This is a genomic window from Klebsiella sp. B345 (assembly GCF_051131735.1).
Taxonomy (GTDB): Bacteria; Pseudomonadota; Gammaproteobacteria; order Enterobacterales; family Enterobacteriaceae; genus Klebsiella.
Genome location: NZ_CP180443.1, coordinates 2,776,423 through 2,791,249, shown reverse-complemented (window position 1 = coordinate 2,791,249; position 14,827 = coordinate 2,776,423). Strand labels below are relative to the sequence as shown.

General features: G+C 57.2%; 13 protein-coding genes. 6 read left to right on the top strand and 7 right to left on the bottom strand.

The window, feature by feature from the left end:
- Nucleotides 1–55: 55 nt before the first annotated feature.
- The 4 genes from lldD to ACMYSO_RS13115 form a co-directional block, all read right to left on the bottom strand.
- Nucleotides 56–1,240: an FMN-dependent L-lactate dehydrogenase LldD gene (gene lldD / locus ACMYSO_RS13130; protein WP_434670803.1), complete on the bottom strand. Its 1,185-nt coding sequence runs from the start codon at nt 1,238–1,240 to the stop codon at nt 56–58.
- Nucleotides 1,240–2,013: a transcriptional regulator LldR gene (gene lldR, locus ACMYSO_RS13125; protein ID WP_434665143.1), complete on the bottom strand. Its 774-nt coding sequence runs from the start codon at nt 2,011–2,013 to the stop codon at nt 1,240–1,242. The genes lldD and lldR overlap by 1 nt, the downstream gene beginning before the upstream one ends.
- Entirely contained in the window at nt 2,010–3,665 is a 1,656-nt protein-coding gene (lldP, locus tag ACMYSO_RS13120; protein ID WP_434582552.1) for an L-lactate permease, read from the bottom strand. The genes lldR and lldP overlap by 4 nt, the downstream gene beginning before the upstream one ends.
- A gap of 279 nt (nt 3,666–3,944) precedes the next feature.
- Nucleotides 3,945–4,307 (bottom strand): YibL family ribosome-associated protein, encoded by a 363-nt coding sequence (locus ACMYSO_RS13115; protein WP_434582553.1) that lies wholly within the window; start codon nt 4,305–4,307, stop codon nt 3,945–3,947.
- Between the two features lie 277 nt (nt 4,308–4,584).
- On the opposite strand from ACMYSO_RS13115, the gene ACMYSO_RS13110 reads away from it, so the two are divergent.
- Nucleotides 4,585–4,809, top strand: a complete 225-nt coding sequence (locus ACMYSO_RS13110) for a hypothetical protein (protein ID WP_434670802.1) — start codon at nt 4,585–4,587, stop codon at nt 4,807–4,809.
- Here ACMYSO_RS13110 and mtlR read toward each other — a convergent pair.
- From mtlR to ACMYSO_RS13095, 3 genes are all read right to left on the bottom strand, one after another.
- Entirely contained in the window at nt 4,798–5,394 is a 597-nt protein-coding gene (gene mtlR, locus ACMYSO_RS13105; protein ID WP_434587085.1) for a mannitol operon repressor MtlR, read from the bottom strand. The two genes, ACMYSO_RS13110 and mtlR, sit on opposite strands and share 12 nt — an antisense overlap.
- Complete coding sequence (mtlD, locus tag ACMYSO_RS13100) at nt 5,394–6,542, bottom strand: mannitol-1-phosphate 5-dehydrogenase (protein ID WP_434665141.1); 1,149 nt, start codon at nt 6,540–6,542, stop codon at nt 5,394–5,396. The genes mtlR and mtlD overlap by 1 nt, the downstream gene beginning before the upstream one ends.
- 102 nt (nt 6,543–6,644) lie before the next feature.
- Nucleotides 6,645–8,564 carry a PTS mannitol transporter subunit IICBA gene (locus tag ACMYSO_RS13095; RefSeq protein WP_434665138.1) on the bottom strand — a complete coding sequence of 640 codons (1,920 nt, stop codon included), beginning with the start codon at nt 8,562–8,564 and terminating at the stop codon, nt 6,645–6,647.
- 664 nt (nt 8,565–9,228) lie between these two features.
- On the opposite strand from ACMYSO_RS13095, the gene ACMYSO_RS13090 reads away from it, so the two are divergent.
- From ACMYSO_RS13090 to selB, 5 genes are all read left to right on the top strand, one after another.
- Nucleotides 9,229–9,585 (top strand): DUF3302 domain-containing protein, encoded by a 357-nt coding sequence (locus ACMYSO_RS13090; RefSeq protein ID WP_434665136.1) that lies wholly within the window; start codon nt 9,229–9,231, stop codon nt 9,583–9,585.
- Between the two features lie 2 nt (nt 9,586–9,587).
- Nucleotides 9,588–10,724: an HlyD family secretion protein gene (locus ACMYSO_RS13085; protein WP_434665133.1), complete on the top strand. Its 1,137-nt coding sequence runs from the start codon at nt 9,588–9,590 to the stop codon at nt 10,722–10,724.
- Between the two features lie 90 nt (nt 10,725–10,814).
- Nucleotides 10,815–11,423: a glutathione S-transferase gene (locus ACMYSO_RS13080; protein ID WP_434665130.1), complete on the top strand. Its 609-nt coding sequence runs from the start codon at nt 10,815–10,817 to the stop codon at nt 11,421–11,423.
- Between the two features lie 106 nt (nt 11,424–11,529).
- Nucleotides 11,530–12,918, top strand: a complete 1,389-nt coding sequence (gene selA / locus ACMYSO_RS13075; RefSeq protein WP_434665129.1) for an L-seryl-tRNA(Sec) selenium transferase — start codon at nt 11,530–11,532, stop codon at nt 12,916–12,918.
- The gene (gene selB / locus ACMYSO_RS13070) at nt 12,915–14,756 is read left to right on the top strand and encodes a selenocysteine-specific translation elongation factor (RefSeq protein ID WP_434665127.1); all 1,842 of its coding nucleotides are present in this window, start codon (nt 12,915–12,917) and stop codon (nt 14,754–14,756) included. Before selA ends, selB begins: the two co-directional genes overlap by 4 nt.
- Nucleotides 14,757–14,827 lie beyond the last annotated feature (71 nt).

Sequence of the window (14,827 nt, the reverse complement as noted above, 5' to 3'; positions counted from 1 at the left end):
AATAGCAGATATTTGCCCGGCGCTCACCCTCACGGGCGCGCGCCGGGCAGGCAGATTACGCCGCGTTACCCTGCTTGAGGGCCGCGAAGGTCTGAAGCGCGTCGGCGCTCTGCACCAGTGAATCACGGCTGATTTCGCCGATGTTCTTCGCCCCGGTCAGGGTCATCGCCACCTTCATCTCTTTCTCAATCAGGTTCAGCAGATTAGCGACCCCTTGCTTACCGTGGGTGGCCAGGGCGTACAGATAGGCGCGGCCCAGCAGTACGCTATCGGCACCCAGCGCAATCATCCGCACCACATCAAGGCCGTTACGGATGCCACTATCGGCAAGAATTGTGATATCGCCTTTTACCGCATCGGCGATAGCCGGCAGGGCGCGGGCGGAGGAGAGGACGCCGTCGAGCTGGCGGCCGCCGTGGTTGGAGACCACAATCCCATCGGCGCCGAAGCGCACCGCATCGCGTGCATCTTCCGGGTCGAGGATCCCTTTGATCACCATCGGGCCGTCCCAAAAATCACGGATCCATTCGAGGTCCTTCCACGAAATCGACGGATCAAAGTTATTCGCCAGCCAGCCAATATAGTCCTCAAGACCGGTCGGTTTGCCCAGATAGGTCGAGATATTACCGAGGTCATGCGGGCGTCCGTTTAAGCCGACATCCCATGCCCACTGCGGATGGGTCATCGCCTGCCAGTAACGGCGCATGGCGGCATTCGGGCCGCTCATGCCGGAATGGGCGTCACGATAGCGCGCGCCGGGCGTCGGCATATCCACGGTAAACACCAGGGTTGAACATCCCGCGGCTTTGGCGCGCTCCAGCGCGTTGCGCATAAAGCCACGGTCGCGCAGCACGTACAGCTGGAACCACATCGGGCGCTTAATGGTCGGCGCAACCTCTTCGATTGGGCAGACGGAAACGGTAGAGAGGGTAAACGGAATGCCTTTATCGTCCGCCGCCCCTGCCGCCTGCACTTCACCGCGACGCGCGTACATGCCGCACAGCCCGACCGGCGCCAGTGCAACCGGCATGGAGAGGGTCTCTTTGAACAGCGAGGTCTCCAGGCTCAGGTCCGACATATTCTTCAGGATCCGCTGGCGTAACGCGACGTCTGAGAGGTCTTCAACGTTACGGCGCAGCGTGTGTTCAGCATAGGCACCGCCGTCGATGTAATGGAACAGAAACGGCGGCAGGATCCGCTGGGCGGCGGCGCGATAGTCGCTGGCGGCTGAAATAATCATCACGGGTTCTCCCTGGCATTTTCATTATGGTCACCGGGCAGGCGGGTAATTCGCGCCTGGCGGGCCTGGTCTTCATCAAAGTGTTTAATCGTGGCGTGGACAAAGCCGAGATGCGCCATCATCGCCTGCCGTGCGCCTTCGGCGTCACCGGCGAAAATGGCCTCCATCACGGCCTGGTGCTGCTCGGTGAGGCGGGCGAATACCGGTGGGACGAGGTACATCCGCTGGCGGCTTTGCTTGACCGAGGATTGTAAGAGGTCGAAAAAGCCGCGCATGGTTTGCAGCAGCACAACGTTATGTGAGGCTTCGGCAATCGCCAGGTGGAAGCGGACGTCGGCCTGCGAGGCGAGGTCCGGGTCTTCGCTCTGGGTGGCTTCAAAGCACAGGCGAATACGCTCTTTTTCGGCATCGGTTGCCCGCAGCGCCGCATGCCAGGCGGTGCTGGCTTCGATGGCGTGGCGGGCTTCCAGAATATCAAAGCTGTAATCGGGGTCGTCGGCGAGCAAGGTTTTCAGTGGCTGGACGATGTTCTGGTCCGACCACTCCTCATGCTGCCAGCGCAGGAAGGTCCCGCCGCCGCGGCGGCTGACAAGCAGACCCTCGTTGACCAGCATCGCCAGCGCTTCACGCAGTGAGTTACGTGAAACGCCAAGCTGTGCGGCCAGCTGGCGCTCGGCGGGCAATCGCATGCCCGCCTCCAGATGTTGTTCTTCAATCAGCGCTCGCACACGACGAGCGACATCGTCTGCAAGGCGCCGGGGCATCACTATCATGGGATCATCCAGGTTAATACATAGGCCTGCAGCGTGGTGATGACGCCAACCATGCAGGTAAAGATCAGGCTGTGTTTCACTGTGAAGCGGAACAGATCCGACTCTTTACCCACCAGGCCGACGGCTGCGCAGGCGATGGCGATGGACTGCGGTGAAATCATCTTACCGGTGACGCCACCGGTGGTGTTAGCCGCGACCAGCAGGATATCGGAGACGCCGATTTGCTGGGCAGCGGTGGCCTGCAGCGCAGCGAACAGGGCGTTGGATGAAGTATCCGAACCGGTCAGGAATACCCCCAGCCAGCCGAGGAACGGCGAGAAGAAGGTAAACGCGTGTCCGGTATGCGCCAGGGCCAGTGCCAGCGTTGAAGATAGCCCGGAATAGTTAGAGATAAAGGCGAACGCCAGCACCATACCGATGGAGTAAATCGGCAGCGCCAGCTCTTTCAGCGTGCTGCCAAAGGTGACCAGCGCATCTTTTGGTTTCATGCGCAGCCAGACAATGGAGAGCAGCGCTGCGAACAGGATGGCGGTGCCGGTAGCGGACAGCCAGTCGAACTTATACACCGCGGCGTAAGGGGTCGCTGCGCTGACCACCGGCGGCATGCGGGCGACCATCTTATCGAGGAACGGCACGGAGATATTGATGACGAAGTCATACATTGCGCCGCCGGGGGCGAACAGGGCCTTAAACGGCGGGATGCTCCATAAGGTCACCGTGGCGGTCAGGAACAGGAAGGGCGACCAGGCGCGAACCACTTGTCCGGCGCTGTAGTGGGTACGGGCCAGCGTTTGATCGACCTGTGCCGCGCCCATATCGCCGAAGCGGAAAATACGTACCGGCTGCCAGCGTTTGAGGAACAGGGTCAGACAGACCAGCGACACCAGCGAAGAGATAATGTCCGGCAGTTCCGGCCCGAGGAAGTTGGAGCTGAGATACTGAGCGATAGCGAAAGAGCCGCCGGCGACCATCACGGCCGGCCAGGTCTCTTTGACCCCGCGCCAGCCGTCCATAATCGCCATAATCCAGAACAGCACGATAATGGTCAGGAATGGCAGCTGACGGCCCACCATCTGGCCGATGGCGAAGCTATCAATCCCGGTCACCTGGCCGGCAACCAGAATCGGGATCCCCATCGCCCCGAAGGCCACCGGCGCGGTGTTGACGATCAGGCACAGTCCGGCGGCATAGAGCGGGTTAAAGCCCAGGCCAACCAGCAGCGCGGCGGTAATCGCTACCGGAGCGCCAAAGCCCGCGGCCCCTTCCAGGAATGCCCCGAAGGAGAAGCCGACGATAAGCATCTGCAAGCGCTGGTCAGGGGTAATCGAGAGAATCGACGAGCGAATAATGTCGAACTGCCCGGTTTTGACCGAGATTTTATAGACGAACACCGCGGCGATAATAATCCACGCGATAGGCCACAGGCCGTAGAAGAAGCCGTAGACCACGGAAGTCAGCGCGCGGTCGACCGGCATTTTATAGAACAGCAATGCGACCGACAGCGCAATGGCGACGGTCCAGGTTGCCGCCACATACCCTTTGAGTTTGAGCTTAATCAGGGCAAAAAAGAAAAACAGAATCGGTAGCGATGCGATAAGACTCGAGAGCCAGATATTACCGGCCGGATCGTAATTTTGTTGCCAGAGGTTCATGCAGGTCTCCATCGGGCCACAAAGATGCGGTGCTGAGTCTGCGCTCCTTGCAGGTCACATCTTTTGTAAAATTGGCCCAGCCAAATTCAGTTGTAGGATTAACGACAACGAATGGTTAACCAAATGTTATTGCCAGGCAATATATCTGTGACCAAAAATGATGGATATGTGAACTACTGGACGGTTTAATAAATAATTGGTAGGGCCAATAATGCGAGGGAGGAATCAGGTTGCCCCGGCACGCGTAGCGCCACCGGGGGAATGCTCAGGCGCAAAATATCAGAACGCGGTTTTTGAAAAGCCGGTCATCTCTTTGAGGCCCATTTCACGGCCGAGCGCGGTCATCGGATGCACAATCACCAGCCCGCGTACGCTTTTCTTCAGCTTGCCCATATCGGCTTGCTCTTTTTTGGTGATCGCGCGGCGATGCGGCAGGTTCATCAACTGTTGCGCTTCTTTGCTCAGTTTCTGGCCCTGTACTTCGCGCAGGCGAACGAGCTCAGCCTCGATGGTGGTTTTTTCTTTTTCCAGTTCGGCGTACTTGTCTGCCGCTTCAACCAGGGACAGATCCGCCTGCTGGTGGCGGATGGCGTCGAGACGGTCGCTCAAACGCTTAATTTCATTCTTTTCGACTTCTTTCATGGTGACTTAATCTATTAATAAAGGGATTTCGACGTCATATAGTATGGGCTGTGGCGGGTATTGTGGGTAGTCATTTATCAAAAATGCTGCGTTTTTTCCACGGGCGGAACAGAAGTGGTGAATTCTAATTATTTGAATATAAATAGTATTATGACTAATATTCGTCTGAATTTCATCTCTGTGAAGTTCGTCGGTAATACCGCACGTTTTCCTCAAACAACCCCCTGCTTTTAGCCGATCCTTTATAAGATTTATCCATGAAAAAGAGGAGGGCATGATGACAAAAATCGGTGACGGCGTACCGCGTATTATCGACAAGACGGTTGATTTTATGGCTTCAAGCCAGGCATTTATGGAGTATCTGAAAAAATCTCCGCGCATACAGCACGTGCCGCGCGATATTCCGCAGAATAAAGAGGCGCTGTATCTGAGTCGTCTGGAGTACTACCGGCAGCTTTACCGGCCTGTTGATGAACAGGTAGAGTCCGGATCAGAGCGTTGATTTCTGGAAGGCTTTTTTTAAGCTGATTCGGGAAATCAGCTCAGTCAGAGACAGCATCATCGTTGAGCGCACAACCTGCTGGTAGCGCAGTTTCTGCATTGCCAGCAGTTCATCGTCGCTGTCATCAAACAGCGGCAACGGCGGCAGGGCGGAAACGCAATGCAGTTCGCCAAACGGCCCAAGAATCTCATCATCGGTAAAACCGTAGTCATTACCATCGTGATTCAGCTCTTCCCGCAGGGCCATCAGTAGCTCAGCGTCTTCGTATTCGGCGCGACTTATCACCCCAAGGCCGTAGATCAGCTTCAGGCGTACGGAAAGATCGCCCAGCGGCCCGTCGCCATCCAGCAACGGTTCCACTGCGTATTTCACCGCGTAATCGTCTTTGCGGAAGACCTGAAGCACCAGGATATTGACCGCTTCCGTGAGTAATTCGACGGCCGCAATCAGAAAGCTTCGTACGGTTTTGCCAGCATTCAGACGCTCAAGCACGCGGTTTTCAAATGCCTGTGTTTCTTCCATTATTGCCTGCATATCTGACAGGGGTGGTAATGGGCGCGGTTCATACCGCGCCAGATCTTGCATCATTTGGTCGCGTTATAGTCGAGAACGGCCTCCGCTACCACGGCGCTTGCTGCATCGAGGCCAGAAATTTCTGCCAGTGCAGCCTGTGGACCTTTCTCGTCAATTAACGCAGCCAGTTCCTGTGCCTGCGGATCGTCTTCGCTACGGAAGTGCATGGCGGCAGCGATCCCTTTCACCAGATTAACGTGCGGCAGTGCATACTCCAGCGTGCCCAGCAGCGGTTTGATCAGGCGATCGCCGGCGCTCAGTTTACGCAGCGGCTGACGGCCTACGCGCTCAACGTCATCTTTCAGGTACGGGTTCTCGAAACGGCCGAGGATTTTCTGGATGTAGGCAGCGTGCTTCTGTGCATCAAAGCCGTAGCGTTTGATCAGCACCGCACCGCTCTCCTCCATGGCCCCTTTGACCACCGCGCGAATACGCTCATCGAGAATCGCGTCGCGGATTGTCTGGTGACCAGCCAGTTTTCCAAGGTAGGCGGTTATAGCATGTCCAGTGTTTAAGGTGAATAGCTTGCGCTCGACAAATGCCATCAGGTTGTCGGTTAATTCCATTCCTGGGATCTCGGGCAGCGCGCCTTTAAACTGGGTTTTATCGACAATCCACTCGCTGAAGGTTTCCACCGTGACTTCCAGCGGATCGTGAGTCGCAGAGGCGGACGGCGGCACAATCCGGTCAACGGCAGAATCGACAAATCCGACGTTGGCCTCGACCCAGGCTTTGTCTTCTTCAGCCAGGGCGTTAAACACGTGGCCTTTGAGCTGCGTGGTGCCGCGCACCATGTTCTCACAGGCGATGATGTTCAGTGGGGTGGCGATCCCCTGAGCTTTACGTTGCGTCAGCCCCTTCGCGATAGCCGGTGCGATGCGTTCCAGAACTACCGGGCCAACGGCGGTGGTGATCAGGTCGACGTGGGCAATCAGGTCAATCACCTCGTCGCCGATGCTGCTGACAGCATTGACGCCGGAAACGGTATCCACCTGCTCGTTCTCGCCGACAACATGGACCTGATAGCTATGACGGGCATTCAGGGCATCCAGGACAACCTGATTCACATCGGCGAATGTTAATGCGAGCCCCGCATCAGCCAGCAGTTTGCCGATGAAGCCACGTCCGATATTACCTGCGCCAAAATGTAATGCATTCATAGTATTAACCTTCATTAATGTTTTTACCTGAGAGGGTTCGGGTGAGGCTTGTCCCTCACCGGAACCCTCTCTCCCGTTCAGGAAGAGAGGGTCTGGGTCAGATTACGCTTTATTCCCAGCCAGCAGCGCCAGTACTTCGTCAACGCTGGTGGCATGAATCAGGCGTTCAATGACTGATTCATCATCCAGAGCATTGGTCAGGCTGGTGATCACGTGGATGTGCTCGTTATTGCGGGCCGCGATACCGATGACCAGACGGGCAATGTCATCTTCTTCTTCACCGAAGCGGACGCCCTGCGGGTACTGGCAGAACACCACGCCGGTCTTGAGTACACGGTCTTTGGCTTCAATGGTGCCGTGCGGTACCGCAATGGACTCACCCAGGTAGGTCGGGGTCAGTTTTTCACGGTCCAGCATCGCTTGCACATACTCCGGCTCAACGTAGCCCCCTTTGACCAGTTGCTCACCGGCGAAGAGGATCGCTTCTTCTTTAGTCGCCGCTTTGCAGCCGAGGAAGATGTTATCGGCACCGAGTTTGAACAGGTTGGTGTCTTTGGCATCAAAGCTGTCTTTCAGGCTGTCGCGTACTTTCACTTCGTTGTCTTCATGGCGCTGCGCGGCGACCAGACGTTCGGTCAGGCTGGTATACAGGCCACTGTCGAGGAAGTTGGTCAGCGAAATATGCTGGGCCTGCGGTACCTGGCGCATTGCCCGCTCGGTCAGGTCGCGGTGGGTAATCACCAGGTCGACATCCGGCGGCAGGTTGTTGATCGCACAGTTGGTAACGGAGATAGCGTTCAGTCCAGCATCCTGCACTTTCTTACGCAGTACGCCGGCACCCATGGCGCTGGAACCCATACCGGCATCACAGGCAACGATGATTTTACGCACGTGGCTCAGGTCGTTAGCGACATTCCCGGCAGACAGCGGCGTTGCTGCGCCTTTGGATTCGGCTTTCATATCGTGCATGCGACGGGTCGCGGCATCGATATCATCTTCTTCTTTCACTTTGCTGGTTTTCAGCAGGATAGCGGAGACCACAAACGAGACCGCCATCGCCGCAACAATCGCTGCAATGTTTGCGAAGTAGGCGCCTTTCGGGGTCATCGCCAGTACCGCCAGGATAGAACCCGGGGAAGCTGGAGAGACCAGACCGCCGTTGAGGATAGTCAGGGTGAACACGCCAGTCATACCGCCAAGAATAACGGCGAGGATCAGACGCGGGTTCATCAGCACATACGGGAAGTAAATTTCGTGGATACCGCCCAGGAAGTGGATGATTGCCGCACCGCCTGCAGACTGCTTCGCGCTACCGCGACCAAAGAACATGTAGGCCAGCAGGACGCCCATCCCCGGACCCGGGTTCGCTTCAATCAGGAAGAAGATGGATTTGCCCAGTTCGTGAGATTGCTGAATACCCAGCGGTGAGAAGATACCGTGGTTAATCGCGTTGTTCAGGAACAGGATTTTCGCCGGCTCGACGAAGATGGATGCCAGCGGCAGCATGTCATGGACAACCATGAAGTTAACGCCCGCTGCCAGAATTTTGGACAGGACTTCAACCGCCGGGCCAATGCCGAGGAAGGCCAGGATGGCGAGGATCATCCCGATAATGCCGGCGGAGAAGTTGTTGACCAGCATCTCGAAGCCGGATTTGATCTTACCGTCTACCCAGCTATCAAAGTGTTTAATCGCCCAGCCACCCAGCGGACCTGCGATCATCGCTCCGAGGAACATCGGCATGTCGGCACCGACAATGACGCCCATGGTGGTAATCGCACCGACCACGCCACCGCGCTCACCGCCAATTAACTTACCACCGGTATAACCGATCAGCAGCGGCAGCAGATAGGTGATCATTGGACCGACTAACTTCGCCAGCGTTTCGCTTGGTAACCATCCCGTTGGTATGAAAAGTGCGGTGATGATACCCCACGCGATAAACGCGCCGATGTTGGGCATCACCATATTGCTGAGGAAACGACCAAAGCTTTGCACCTTGATCTTGATATCGGATGACATAAAACACCCCTTCTTCTGTTGAGCTTATCGCGTAGGCTAAAAGCCTGAGGCTTGTTGTTAATATGGCGGCAGAGGTCGCCGGACCCTGTTTGATGAAGCGAATTTGGCACCGAATCGTAAAACTGTCCAGTCAGTGGGTTTTTATGTGATTTGGATCACGTGAATATAGGCATTCGACGGTCATTTGTAGTGATGTGCGTCACAAAATGGCTGTGCAAAAAAAATGCATGAGGTCAAAAATACGCCATTTCGAATAATTAATGTGAGATATGTCACGAAATGTGGTTTGTTGTTTGTTTTGATAATGTGATGTTAATCACAATAAAAAGTGCGCTGTTTTTTCCGACTGTGATCCACCACAAACTCCACTTCGCTGTCGCGCTTCCGTCAGCAACGGCTGATGAACTGAATGAAAAAACATCATCGAAAGCCGACATGGAAAAAAGTAAAGATCTGTCTTAAGCTCAACGTGTAAAGTTAAGTATGTTGTTATTCAAGATATATTTTGTCACGCTTAAAAACTTGCAAGGAGAATAGCGAAAAACAATACTCCCCGGCCTTAAATTATAAATACACGCCGTTTGTACTTTAATTTAATTAATTAATTTGATTGCTTAGCATTTTAAATCATTGACGATTTGACATCGTATTTAGTGAGGCACATATGTTTCTCAACTACTTTGCACTGGGTGTATTGATTTTTGTTTTTCTGGTTCTTTTCTATGGCATCATCGCGATTCACGATATTCCATATTTAATGGCTAAAAAACGTAATCACCCCCACGCTGACGCCATCCATACTGCCGGATGGGTAAGCCTGTTTACGCTGCATGTTATCTGGCCATTTCTATGGATCTGGGCCACGCTCTATCAACCTGAACGCGGGTGGGGAATGAAATCACATATCCCACCTGCCGAGCGCGATCCCAGCGTTGAGCAACTATCGCAACGCGTTGCCGAACTAGAAAAACGACTAGGGGCGATGTCGCCCTCCACAGATAAAGAGACGCCGGAGCGCTAATCATGGATCTGCTCATTGTATTGACCTATGTCGCGCTCGCGTGGGCCGTTTTTAAAATATTTCGTATTCCGGTTAATCAGTGGACATTGGCCACGGCAACGCTGGGCGGTATATTTCTGGTTGGCGCCCTCATTTTATTAATGAACTATAACCACCCTTATACCTTTACGGCACAAAAAGCGGTTATTTCTATTCCGATTACCCCGCAGGTGACCGGTGTTGTCAGTACCGTCACGGATAAAACTAACCAGCGGGTTAACAAAGGTGAGGTGCTGTTTACTATCGACCCGACGCGTTATCAGGCCCGGGTCGATCGGCTGCAGGCTGACCTGGTGACCGCCATGCACAACATCAATACGCTGAAGGCGCAGCTTTCTGAAGCACAGGCCAACACGGTTCGCGTTTCCGCCGAGCGCGATCGGCTCTACAAAGATTACCAGCGTTACCTGAAAGGCAGTCAGGCGAGAGTCAATCCGTTCTCCGAGAGCGATATCGATAACGCCCGGCAAAACTATCTGGCGCAGGATGCGTTAGTGAAAGCGTCGATCGCCGATCAGGCGCAGGTCCAGAGTCAGTTAGACAGTACGGTGGGTGGCGAACAGTCGCAGGTTGTTAGCTTGCGAGCACAGCTGGCAGAGGCGAAATATAACCTCGATCAGACGGTCATTCGTGCCCCGAGCAACGGCTATGTGACGCAGGTGCTGATCCGCCCCGGCACCTATGCGGCGGCGCTGCCGCTGCGTCCGGTGATGGTCTTTATTCCGGAACAAAAACGCCAGATAGTGGCCCAGTTCCGCCAGAACTCCTTGCTGCGACTTAAGCCAGGTGATGATGCCGAAGCGGTCTTTAACGCCCTGCCGGGCCAGGTTTTTCATGGCAAGCTGACCAGTATCCTGCCGGTGGTGCCCGGCGGTTCCTATCAGGCGCAGGGGGCATTGCAGTCGCTGAGCGTCCTGCCGGGGACCGATGGCGTGCTGGCGACCATCGAGCTGGATGCCAATGCCGATGTGGATTCGCTGCCGGATGGCATCTATGCCCAGGTGGCGGTCTACTCCGATCACTTCAGCCATGTCTCGGTGATGAGGAAGGTGCTGCTACGCATGACCAGCTGGATGCACTACCTCTATCTCGATCATTAATTCCGACCACGGCAGGCTGGCGCAACGTCAGTCTGCTATTTGTCTGTGCCTGAACCATACTTACCTTTTTGTTGGCGAAAGGAGCAGGCAATGAAACTGATCGGCAGCTACACCAGTCCCTTTGTGCGCAAAATCTCCGTCATTCTGCTGGAGAAAAATCTCCCCTTTGAATTCGTCAATGAATTTCCCTACCAGGAGGTCAACGGGGTCGGTAAATTCAATCCGTTAGGCAAAGTGCCGGTGCTGGTCACCGACGGCGGCGAGTGCTGGTTCGACTCGCCCATTATCGCGCAATATCTTGAACTGCTCGGCGCTGCACCGGCGATGGTGCCCTCAGACCCGCAGGGGGCGCTAAAAATGCGCCAGATGGAAGCCCTGGCCGATGGCGTGATGGAGGCAGCACAGGCGCTGGTACGTGAAAAGGCCCGTCCTCCGGCGCAGCAGTCGGAAAGCGAACTGCTGCGTCAGCGGGAGAAGGTGGCCCGGGGTCTCGATGCCCTCGAGGCTCATGTTGCCGACGGCACCCTGCGTACCGACGAGGTCAATCTGGCCTCGATCTCGGCGGCGTGCGCCATTGCCTACCTTAACTTCCGTCGGGTGGCGCCCGGCTGGTGCGCGACGCGGCCCAGGCTCATTAAACTGGTCGATACGTTGTTCCAGCGCGCCAGTTTTGCCCGTACCGAACCGCCAAGGACTTGACCCAGACAGGTAACAGTTTCCCCCTGGAGACGTTACAATCACTGCTGATTTGTTGACTCCCTCTCCCGTCGGGAGGGGGGAAAATAACCTACCGCCAGGTCCATTCATGACTACCGATATTCGTGCGCTTTACACTCGTCTTCCGGCTACCGACCGTTTGCTCCGCGACCCCGCATTTTCCGCCGTGCTGGCCGAGTATGGCCATGCTCAGGTTGTGGCGCTGCTGCGCCAGATGCTGGAAGAGGCCCGTGAATCTGTTCGTCAGGCCCAGGCGCTGCCGGCCTGGAGCGACGACTGGTCACAGGAGGCCGCGCGGCGGCTGGCGCAAACCGGGCAAAGCGCGCTGCGTCCGGTATTCAACCTGACCGGCACCGTACTGCATACCAATTTAGGGCGTGCCGTACAGGCCGACGCGGCGGTCGAGGCGGTGGTGCGGGCGATGCGGGCCCCGGTGACGCTGGAATACAGCCTCGATGATGCCGGGCGCGGCCACCGCGATCGCGCGCTGGCGGAGCTATTGTGCCGGATCACCGGTGCGGAAGATGCCTGTATCGTTAACAATAATGCGGCGGCGGTACTGCTGATGCTGGCGGCGACGGCGGCGGGCAAAGCGGTGGTCGTGTCGCGGGGTGAACTGGTGGAGATCGGCGGCGCGTTCCGCATTCCCGACGTGATGCGTCAGGCCGGTTGTGTGCTGCATGAAGTCGGCACCACCAACCGTACCCACGCGAAAGATTATCGCCAGGCGGTGAATGACAACACCGGCCTGTTGATGAAAGTTCACACCAGCAACTACAGCATTGAAGGTTTTACGAAGGCGGTCGATGAAGCTGAACTGGCCGCCCTCGGGCAGGAGATGAATGTGCCGGTGGTGGTTGACCTTGGCAGCGGTTCGCTGGTCGATTTAAGCGAGTATGGCCTGCCGAAAGAGCCGATGCCGCAGGAGATGATTGCCGCTGGCGTCAGCCTGGTGAGCTTCTCCGGCGATAAATTACTGGGCGGCCCTCAGGCGGGGATTATTGTCGGCAAGAAAGCGCTGATCGCCCGCCTGCAGAACCACCCGCTGAAACGCGCGTTGCGGGTTGATAAGATGACACTCGCCGCGCTGGAAGCCACGTTGCGGCTGTATCTGCACCCTGAAAAACTGGCCGCCCGTCTGCCGACGCTGCGTCTGCTGACCCGCCAGGCGGAAGACATTGGCGAGCAGGGCCAGCGCATGCTGAGCGCGCTGACGGCACATTATCCCGACTTTGCGCTACGGGTAGAGCCGTGCCTGTCGCAGATCGGCAGCGGCTCGCTGCCGGTGGACCGTTTACCCAGCGCGGCGCTAACGTTTACCCCGCGCGACGGCCGCGGCAGTCAACTTGACGCGCTGGCGGCCCGCTGGCGTCTGCTGCCGGTGCCGGTTATCGGCAGAGTGTATGAGGGGCGCCTGTGGCTGGACCTACGCTGTCTTGATGATGAATCCGGGTTTATGGAGATGCTACTGAGATGATTATTGCCACCGCCGGGCACGTTGACCACGGCAAAACCACGCTGCTGCAGGCTATTACCGGCATCAATGCCGATCGCCTGCCGGAAGAAAAAGCACGCGGCATGACGATAGACCTCGGCTACGCCTACTGGCCGCAGCCCGATGGGAGGGTGCTGGGATTTATCGACGTGCCCGGTCATGAAAAGTTTTTGTCCAACATGCTGGCGGGGGTGGGCGGTATCGATCACGCGCTGTTGGTGGTGGCTTGTGACGACGGCGTCATGGCCCAGACCCGCGAGCATCTCGCGATCCTCCAGCTTACGGGCAAGCCGACGCTGACCGTCGCGCTGACCAAAGCGGACCGCGTCGAGGCGCAGCGCGTTGAAGAGGTGCGTGGCGACGTGACGGCGGTACTGGCAGAATTTGGTTTTACCGACGCCACGCTGTTTGCCACCGCGGCCACTGAAAACCAGGGGATCGCCGAACTGCGCGAGCATTTACTGCAGCTGTCAGCCCGTGCGCACCCGCAGCACCAGCGTTTTCGCCTGGCGATCGACCGGGCCTTTACGGTTAAAGGTGCCGGGCTGGTGGTGACCGGAACGGCGCTGTCGGGCGAGGTCAATGTGGGCGATACGCTGTGGCTGACCGGGGTCGATAAACCGATGCGCGTGCGTGGTCTGCACGCGCAGAACCAGGCCGTCGGGCAGGCCTGGGCAGGCCAACGCATTGCGCTGAATATTGTTGGTGATGCGCAAAAAGAGGCGCTGAATCGCGGCGACTGGCTGCTTTCGGTGCGGCCGCCGGAGGCTTCTGAACGGGTGATCGTTGAGCTGCAGTGCCACACGCCGCTGAGCCAGTGGCAGCCGCTGCATATTCACCATGCTGCCAGTCATATTACCGGCCGTGTGTCGCTGCTGGAAGGCGCGCTGGCGGAGCTGGTGCTGGATACGCCGCTGTGGCTGGCGGATAACGACCGGCTGGTGCTGCGCGATATTTCCGCCCGCGTCACCCTGGCCGGCGCGCGGGTGGTGGCGCTGAATCCGCCGCGTCGAGGCAAGCGTAAGCCCGAATATTTACAGTGGCTGGCGGCGCTAGCCGCATCGCAGGGCGATGATGCTCAGGCGCTGGATATTCATCTGCAACGCGATGCGGTTCGCCTCGATGATTTTGCCTGGGCGCGTCAGCTTAGCGATGAAGGCCTGAACTCGTTAATCAAACGCCCGGATTATCTGCAGGCGGGCAACAGTCTGCTCAGCACCCCGCTGGCCGCGCGCTGGCAGCGCAAGCTGCTCGATGCCCTGGCGCGTTATCATGATCAGCATCGCGATGAGCCGGGTCCGGGCCGCGAGCGTTTGCGGCGTATCGCGTTACCGATGGAAGACGAAGCGCTGGTGCTGATGCTGATTGAACAGATGCGCGACAGCGGGATGGTCTGCAGCCATCACGGCTGGCTGCATCTGCCGGAGCATACCGCAGGCTTTACCGATGAACAGCAGGTCATCTGGCTGCGGGTTGCCGGGCTGTTTGCCGATGAACCCTGGTGGGTGCGCGATCTGGCGCGGGAAGCCCGTGTCGAAGAGCCTGTTATGCGCGCGGTGCTACGCCAGGCCGCGCAGCAGGGGATGATTACCGCGATCGTCAAAGATCGTTATTACCGTAACGATCGGATTGTGGCGTTCGCCAAAATGATCCGCGAACTGGATCTGGCTCGCGGATCCACCTGTGCGGCCGATTTCCGCGATACCCTGAACGTCGGGCGCAAGCTGGCGATTCAGATTCTGGAATATTTCGACCGGATTGGTTTTACCCGCCGACGTGGCAACGACCATATCCTGCGCGATAAGGCGCTGTTTCTGTAGCCAGGGGAATCCCGGAGGCAGCGCTTGATGCGCCTGGGCGGGCTACCAGACCGATCCGGTAGCCCGCCCAG